This is a genomic window from Vibrio sp. 2132-1 (assembly GCF_033344315.1).
Window position 1 is genome coordinate 1 of record NZ_JAWPON010000270.1, and the last position, 748, is coordinate 748.

Below are 748 nucleotides of genomic sequence, written 5' to 3' on the forward strand. Positions count from 1 at the left end.
TTAAGGCATCAGGTAAACCAGTTTACGCGGTGGGTGACTTTTACAATCAGAGCCAATATTACTTAGCAAGCTACGCCGATAAAGTGTACATGGCGCCTGATGGTGGCGTACTGATTAAGGGCTACAGCGCTTACTCTATGTACTACAAAACTCTGCTAGAGAAGTTAGACGTATCCACTCACGTTTTCCGAGTCGGTACTTACAAATCAGCTATCGAGCCGTTTATTCGTGACGACATGTCGGATGCGGCAAAAGAGTCTGCCACTCGCTGGGTCACTCAGTTGTGGAGCGCGTTTGTCGATGACGTGACGACTAACCGCAACATCAACGCCAAAGTGCTAAACCCAACGATGGAAGAACTGCTTACCGAGATGAAATCTGTGGATGGTGATTTGGCGCAATTGGCCGTCAAAATGGGGTTAGTTGATGAATTGGCGACACGCCAAGATATTCGTACCCTATTCGCCAAAGAATTTGGTAGCGACGGTAAAGACAGCTATAACGCCATTAGTTATTACGACTACCTAGCGACGATTCGCCCAGACTACACACTCGCGAACCATGATATTGCTGTTGTTGTTGCAAGTGGCGCCATCATGGATGGTCAACAACCTCGTGGAACAGTAGGCGGTGACACGGTTGCAAGTCTACTGCGTCAAGCGCGTAACGATGAGAAGGTAAAAGCAGTCGTGCTTCGCGTAGACAGCCCTGGTGGCAGTGCGTTTGCGTCAGAAGTGATTCGCAACGA

1 protein-coding gene is annotated in these 748 nt (G+C 48.9%); it reads left to right on the forward strand.

Annotated elements, in window-relative coordinates; all coding sequences use genetic code 11:
* Positions 1-748: S49 family peptidase (locus R8N47_RS24860; protein ID WP_318186061.1), on the forward strand; the 748-nt coding region annotated here is incomplete at both ends.